The organism is Microbacterium xerophyticum, from assembly GCF_053543555.1.
Genome location: NZ_JBLVOB010000005.1, coordinates 347,742 through 354,694, shown reverse-complemented (window position 1 = coordinate 354,694; position 6,953 = coordinate 347,742). Strand labels below are relative to the sequence as shown.

6 protein-coding genes are annotated in these 6,953 nt (G+C 67.5%); 2 read left to right on the top strand and 4 right to left on the bottom strand.

The features are described 5' to 3' along the window. Nucleotides 1-82 precede the first annotated feature (82 nt). The 4 genes from ACNPNP_RS06225 to ACNPNP_RS06210 are packed head-to-tail and all read right to left on the bottom strand — an operon-like array spanning nt 83 to nt 4,223. Nucleotides 83-1,018: an NAD-dependent epimerase/dehydratase family protein gene (locus ACNPNP_RS06225; protein WP_448965177.1), complete on the bottom strand. Its 936-nt coding sequence runs from the start codon at nt 1,016-1,018 to the stop codon at nt 83-85. Then, complete coding sequence (locus ACNPNP_RS06220) at nt 1,015-2,364, bottom strand: Gfo/Idh/MocA family protein (protein ID WP_448965176.1); 1,350 nt, start codon at nt 2,362-2,364, stop codon at nt 1,015-1,017. Before ACNPNP_RS06220 ends, ACNPNP_RS06225 begins: the two co-directional genes overlap by 4 nt. Nucleotides 2,365-2,380: 16 nt before the next feature. After that, a complete protein-coding gene (locus tag ACNPNP_RS06215; RefSeq protein WP_448965175.1) occupies nt 2,381-3,292 on the bottom strand; it encodes a carbohydrate ABC transporter permease in 912 nt (303 codons plus the stop codon). Then, nucleotides 3,282-4,223, bottom strand: a complete 942-nt coding sequence (locus tag ACNPNP_RS06210) for a carbohydrate ABC transporter permease (protein ID WP_448965174.1) — start codon at nt 4,221-4,223, stop codon at nt 3,282-3,284. Before ACNPNP_RS06210 ends, ACNPNP_RS06215 begins: the two co-directional genes overlap by 11 nt. Before the next feature lie 154 nt (nt 4,224-4,377). Here ACNPNP_RS06210 and ACNPNP_RS06205 point away from each other — a divergent pair, with 154 nt between their 5' ends. After that, nucleotides 4,378-5,400, top strand: coding sequence for a LacI family DNA-binding transcriptional regulator (locus ACNPNP_RS06205; RefSeq protein WP_448965173.1), 1,023 nt, complete (start codon nt 4,378-4,380; stop codon nt 5,398-5,400). A gap of 206 nt (nt 5,401-5,606) precedes the next feature. Continuing rightward, nucleotides 5,607-6,923 carry an ABC transporter substrate-binding protein gene (locus ACNPNP_RS06200; protein WP_448965172.1) on the top strand — a complete coding sequence of 439 codons (1,317 nt, stop codon included), beginning with the start codon at nt 5,607-5,609 and terminating at the stop codon, nt 6,921-6,923. Nucleotides 6,924-6,953: the final 30 nt, after the last annotated feature.

Below are 6,953 nucleotides of genomic sequence, written 5' to 3'. Positions count from 1 at the left end.
GTCGGTGACATCCGCGCCCCATGGCCGAGTCAGCGGGATGCGGATGAGCCGGGTGCGCAGGTCCGTGATCAGTGGAGCGGGCTCAGGCACGGAACGACTCCTGGGGCTCATCGGATGCTGCGAGGTCACGCAGCTCGGTGCGCCAGGTGTGACGCGCACGCCAGCCGAGCAGTCGTTCCGCGTGAGCGGACGAGAAGACCGCGGCATCGGCGGGCAGGCCCGCCGCCATCTCCGAAGTCCCAGGCACGAACGCTGTCAGCGCGGGGCCGGTGGGCGAATCCAGCAGAGCATCCGGAGCACCGACGAAGAAGACCTCTCCGTTCGGTATCTCGGACGCGTGCTCGAGCCAGCTGCGCACGAACTCTCCGGCATCGCGGGCATCGACGTAGTTGAACAGCGCGACGGCGGAGAGCGCCGGGTCGGCGAGACGCTCGGCGATGGTGTGGCCCTGCTGGGTCTCGGCCCCCGCCCACTCCTCGGGGGCGATGACGTAGCAGGGGCGGAAGGCGCCGAAGCGCACGGTGTCGCCGTTGCGGCGCACGGCCATCCGTACGATCTGCTCGATCGCGACCTTCGAGACCGCGTAGCCGTTCCACGGGGCGAGCGGATGCTGCTCGTCGAGCGGCAGGTACGCCGGACTCCACCCCGACGGCGACCCGTAGCCGATCACGGTCGGGCTCGACGCCACGAGAAGGGCGCCCGCCCCCGCAGCGATGGTCGCCTCGAGCACGTTCCACACCAGACGGGTGTTGATGTCGAAGACCTCGGGGTCGGGCAGTGCACCCGGCACGGCGATGGCGGCGAGGTGGACCACGGCATCGGGGGCGAGCTCGGCGAAGACGGCGCGCGTGGCGGCCGCATCCAGAAGGTCGGTCTGCCGCTGCTCGGCAGGAAGGTCCTCGACCTTCGCCCTGTCGATCGAGACGACCTCGTATCCGGCAGCCGCCAGCGCCCGGACGACGCTGCGTCCGAGCCGCCCGGCGCCGCCGGTGACGATGACCCGACCGCCGGCCTTCACTGCGCGAAGCCGGCGAGAGCGGCGCCGGCCGGACCGAGATCGAGTTCGTCGATGCGCACAGCGCGATCGTCGGCGAGCGAGCGGTTGCCGGCAAGTCCGACCACCATGCTGCGCACCCCATCGCTCCAGTCCGCAGTGCGCCCGAGCGGATCGGCCTGCCCGCCGACGAACACGTCGCGCAGCAGCACGGCATCGCCGCCGCCGTGGCCCCCGACCCCCTCCGGGATCGGGATCTCACGCGCAGGCTGGAAGTGCTTCTGCACGACGAGACGCTCCGAGACCGGCCGGGTGGCGTCGTCCGCGACCAGATCGGGGCGGGCGCTGGGGTCGACCACCGTGCGGCCGTCCTCGTCCACGAGCACGGTTCCGCGTTCGACGACGGTCAGCTCGGCCCGGCCGAGCGTGCCGTTGATCGCGACGGTGTAGCCCTCCCACGGGGAGTGGGCGTTGAGCGAGTACGACATGGAGGCGCCTCCGGCGTAGTCCACCACGAGCGACAGGTTGTCCTCGATCGTGATGCCCTCATCGAACACGTCACGATCGCGCAGGTACCCGTCGTGCTGCTCCTGGTCGAGGTAGAGGCCCTTCCACGTCGCATCCGTGCGCAGGTCGAGGCTGAACGCGTCCCGCAGGGGAGAATCCGTCGTGCCGCGCTCGGGCCGTGCGGCGAGTCCGCGCTTCGCGGCGTTCTGCGCGCCGTAGAAGCGCAGTCCTCCCGACGCGAACACGCGAGCGGGCACGTCTGCGGTCCACCAGTTGACGAGGTCGAAGTGATGGCTCGACTTGTGGATGAGCAGTCCGCCCGACTTCTCCTTGATGCGGTGCCAGCGACGGAAGTAATCGGCTCCATGCGCGGTGTCGAGCACCCATTCGAAGTGGATGCCGGTGACCTCGCCGATCTCACCGGCGGCGATGACGCGCTTGAGCTCTGTGTTGCGGGGCGAGTAGCGGTAGTTGAACGTGATGGTGACATCACGCCCGGTGCGCTCCACCGCCTCCGCGATGCGCCGCACACCCTCTTCGTCGATCGTCAACGGCTTCTCGACGACGACATCCGCTCCGGCATCCAGAGCCGTGACGATGTGGTCGGCGTGCGTGAAGTCGGGGGAGGTGATGATGACCCTGTCGACGCGGTGCGTGCGCACGGCGTCTGCGAGGTCATCGGGCGCGAACCACGCCGGCGAGCCGAGAGCGGGGTGGCGCTCCGACGACCACTGCGCTCGGCCGGGGTTGGTGTCGGACCAGGCGACGAGCTGGGCCACGTCGGCGTGCGTGGTGGCTATCGCGTCGAGGTACATCTGGGCGCGGGAGCCGGTACCGACCAGTGCGTAGCGGCGGCGGGTCATTCGAGGGTTCTTCCGATCACTTGATGCCTGAGGTCGCTGCGCCCTTGATGAGGAAGCGCTGACCGAACAGGAAGACGAGGAACAGGGGCAGGAGGGATACGACGCTCATCGCGAACATGGACCCGTAGTCGGAGCTGGACTGCGCGTCGAGGAAGCCCTTCAGCGCGAGGGAAGCAGGGAACAGCTCGGGCAGCCTGACGTAGATCAGCGGTCCGAAGAAGTCGCCCCAGGTCCAGATGAACGTGAATATCGCGGTGGTCGCGAGCGACGGGATGATCATCGGCAGGGTGATCTGGAAGTAACTGCGGAAGTGGCCGGCGCCGTCCATCCGGGCGGCCTCGAACAGCTCCTTCGGGAGTCCGCGGATGAACTGCACCATCAGGAACACGAAGAACGCCTCGGTGGCCAGGAACTTCGGTGCGACCAGCGGCAGGAAGGTGTTGAGCCAGCCCAGTTCCTTGAAGATCAGGAACTGCGGCACCAGGAGCACCTGGAAGGGCAGCATGATCGAGCCGAGCATCAGGGTGAACGCCAGCATGCGGCCGCGGAACTTCAATCGTGCGAAGGCGTACGCGGCCATCGAGCAGGAGACCAGGTTTCCCACGATCGCTCCGAGCGCGATGATCGAGGAGTTGACCAGGAAGACACCGAACGGCGCCTGAAGGTCGTTCCACCCGTTGGTGTAGTTCTCCAGAGTGAGGTCGGTGGTGAAGACGCTCAGGTCGCGGAAGATCTGATCGTTGGGCTTCAGACTGGACACCACCAGCCAGATCAGCGGGTAGATCATCAGCAATGAGACGCCGGTGAGCATCACATGCTTGCCGATCGACCGCAGTCGCTGCGGGAGGCGGGAGCGGGAGCTGGCGAACCGACGCGCAGGCCGGTCGGTCCGGTTCGGCCGCAGGAGGGTCTCGGTTTCAGTCGTCATAGAACACCCAATACTTCGAAAGCCAGAAGTTGAACGCGGTGAAGGCCGCGATCACGACGAGCAGGAACCAGGACATCGCCGAGGCGTACCCCATGTCGAGCTCGGTGAAGGCCTCCTTGTAGAGCAGGAGCGTGAAGAACATCGTCGAATCGCTCGGGCCCCCCGTTCCGCCCGAGACCACATAGGCCTGGGTGAACGATTGGAAGGCGAAGATGATCTGCAGCACGAGGTTGAAGAAGATCACCGGCGTCAGCAGGGGGAAGGTGATGGCGAAGAACTGACGGATCCGGCCGGCGCCGTCCATCGACGCCGCCTCGTAGTACATCTCCGGGATCTGCCGGAGCCCCGCGAGGAAGATCACCATCGGCGAGCCGAAAGTCCAGATGTGCAGCACGATGAGCGTGCCGAGCGCGAAGTCGGGATGCCCGATCCACCCTGGGCCGTCGATGCCGAACCAGGCGAGGAAGCCGTTGACGATGCCGTCCTTGCCGAACACCTGGCGCCACAGGATCGCGATCGCCACCGACCCGCCGAGAAGCGAGGGCAGATAGAAGATCGACCGGTAGAACGAGAGCCCGCGCATGCCTTTGTCGAGCAGGATCGCGAGCGCGAGCGCCAGCGCCAATTGCAGGGGCACGCCGACGAAGACGTAGATCATCGTGACGCGGACCGAGTTCCAGAACCGGGCGTCTCCGAACATCTCGAAGAAATTGCTCAGACCCGACCAGACCGGGGGCTGGAGAAGGTTGTAGTCGGTGAATGAGAGGTAGAGGGAAGCGATGATCGGGCCGATCGTGAGGCCGAGAAGCCCCACGAGCCAGGGCAGCAGGAATACCAGCGCCGCCTTGTTGTCGGGGTACTTCTCTCTGACGCGCCCACTTCCGGCGCGTCGAGAACGCGCTATGGTGCGAAGTTCGCCGAGACTGCTCACGTGACCTCCTTGTCAGATCTCTCGCTCTCGAGACGAATCGGGTTTCTCGAGAAAGCGGTTTCACGAATGATCCGATTATTGACGTGTCCGAGGCGATTCGTCAAGCCGACGCCGGTATGGTGGCACTGATCGGGCACCCGCCCGGCCGGGAGGGATGGCGATGACCGCACACCGCGGGAGTGTCACGATCGCCGATGTGGCGCGCAGCGCAGGCGTGTCCCCTGCCACGGTGTCGCGGGTGATGAACGGACGCTTCGGCGGAGAGCCGGACGTCGCCGAGCGGGTTCGCGAGGCGGCGCGGGAGCTCGCCTACGCGCCCAGTCCGTTGGCGCGCAGCCTGGCGCTGGGGCGCACGCACGCGATCGCGTTCGTCGTGCCCGACCTCGCCAACCCCGCTTTCCAGTCGGTGCTCGCCGGGCTCAGCAAGACCGCCGCGCTCGACGGCTACCGCGTGCTCGTCGCCGACTCGGGGGAGACCCCTTCCGAGGAGGGACCGCTGTCGGTGGAGATCCGTCGGCGCACCGATGCGATCGTGCTCTGCGCCCCTCGCATGCCCGAGGAGGAGCTCGCCGCTCTGGCCGCGCAGCTCCATCCTCTGGTGCTCATCAACCGAAGTGTGCCCGGTATCACGGCGCCCTCCCTGGCGATCGACTACCGCGCGGGGATCTCCGCTCTCGCGCAGCATCTGCACGATCTGGGGCATCGCTCCCTGGCGTACGTGCACGGTCCGGAGCGCAGTGCCTCGAACGCGCACCGCGAACGGGGACTCGACGATTTCATCCGCGAGCACCCGGACGTGCGCCTCGTGCGCATCCCCGCCGGCGCGGGGTCGGAGGACGGCCGGGCGGCCGCACCCGCGGTGCACGAGAGCGGCGTCACGGCGGCGCTCGCCTTCAACGACCTCGTCGCGATCGGGCTGATCGGCGGGTTGCGGGAGCTGGGCCTTCGCGTGCCGGATGACGTCTCGGTGACCGGTTTCGACGACATCCCGCTGGCCCAGTACGTGGCTCCGGCGTTGACGACGGCATCCGTCTCGCACTCCGAGCTCGGCGTGCTGGCGTGGCAGCGGATGCGCGCGCTCATGAGCGGCGAGCAGCCGGGGCACAACGTGGTGTTCCAGCCGCGCGTCGAGACGCGCGATTCCACCGCAGCCGCGCCCTCGACCGACGAGGACTGACCCGTCCGCGCCCTTCTGCGCCGACGAACTCGTCGTTTGTTGTCGGCTCCGCAGAATCCGTTGACACGTCGAGCTCGTGATGCTAGCTTCACGTGAAAGCGGTTTCTCCACCAGGTCGAGCTGAGCTCGACGTGCGAGATCGCTGCACCTGACACCCGCAATCCATTCGGCCGCCACGATGGCGGCCTCAACCCGAAAGAGGCGCAATGACGCGTAACACACGCTCCCGCGCGGCCATCGGCTCGATCGCCGTCGCCACAGCGCTCGTACTCACCAGCTGCTCCGGCGGCTCGCAGGCCGACGGCGGCGAGTTCGACCCCGACGAGGAGATCGAACTCGAGATGTCCTGGTGGGGCGACGACGCCCGCGCCACCATGTTCGCCGAGGTCATCGACCTGTTCGAGGCCGAATACCCCAACATCACCGTCGTCGAGACGCCGGTCGGTGCGCCCGACGATCTGTTCAACCGCCTGGCGACGGACTTCGCAGGAGGCGGCGACACGGCCCCCGATGTCTTCGCCCTCGGCGGAGCCAAGCCGCAGGAGTACGGCGAGCTCGGTGCCCTGCTCGACCTGTCGACCGTGAGCGACCAGCTCGACTACAGCAAGTACCCGGAGTTCTCGCTGACCAGCGCACTGGTCGATGACACCCTGTACGGCCTTCCGTCGGGAGGCAACGCGACCGCGGCCTTCGTGAACGTCGACATCTTCGAGCAGGCCGGAGTCGAGGTGCCGAGCGAGGGCTGGAGCTGGGACGACCTGATCGACGCCGCCAACGCGATCGGCAGCGCAGGACTCACCAATGCAGCGGGTCAGCCGATCTACGGTCTGGACCTTCGCATCCAGGACATCATGGGCACGTATGCCGGTCAGGTCAGCGAGCTCGGCATGTACGACTGGGAGGGCGCCCTCGACGTCACCGCCGAGGACATCACCGGCTGGTACGAGATCGAGCAGCAGCTCGCCGACGGGGGAGGCCTGCCCGACCCGTCCGTCGTCACCGCCAACTGGCAGCTTCCACCCGACCAGCAGCCGTTCACGCTGGGCCAGGCCGCAGTCACCTTCGGCTACAGCAACCTCATGGGCGCCTACGCCACGGCGGGCGAGAACGTGCAGATGATGCTGCCTCCCACATCGACGGATACCTCCGGCGTCGCCCTGCTCCCGTCGGCGTTCTGGGCCATCAACGCGGCGACACCTCACCCCGAGGCCGCTGCTCTGCTGGTCGACTGGTTCCTGAACGAGCCGGCTGCGGCGGAGCTCATCCTCGACACACGCGGTGTGCCGTTCAACCCCGAGACGCTCGCCGTCGTCGCGCCGCTGCTGAGCGAGCCGGGACAGGTCGCAGCCGATTACGTCGACGTCGTGCTCGAAGAGGGCGTCGTCGCCCCTCCGCAGCCCGCAGGCGGTGCGATCATGAATGAGCTGTCGCAGCGGATGGAATCCGACGTGCTGTTCGGCAAGGCCACGCCCGAGCAAGCAGGGCAGCAGTGGGTGGACGAGCTCGGAGCGGCTCTGCAGTAAGGCTCCGATGCGGCACGGGGGGGGACGGCG

What these genes read in the sequence shown, in the direction of transcription:
- ACNPNP_RS06220 (WP_448965176.1), bottom strand. Translation starts at nt 2,364, where the DNA reads ATGACCCGCCGCCGCTACGCACTGGTCGGTACCGGCTCCCGCGCCCAG.
- ACNPNP_RS06215 (WP_448965175.1), bottom strand. Translation starts at nt 3,292, where the DNA reads ATGACGACTGAAACCGAGACCCTCCTGCGGCCGAACCGGACCGACCGG.
- ACNPNP_RS06205 (WP_448965173.1), top strand. Translation starts at nt 4,378, where the DNA reads ATGGCGATGACCGCACACCGCGGGAGTGTCACGATCGCCGATGTGGCG.
- ACNPNP_RS06200 (WP_448965172.1), top strand. Translation starts at nt 5,607, where the DNA reads ATGACGCGTAACACACGCTCCCGCGCGGCCATCGGCTCGATCGCCGTC.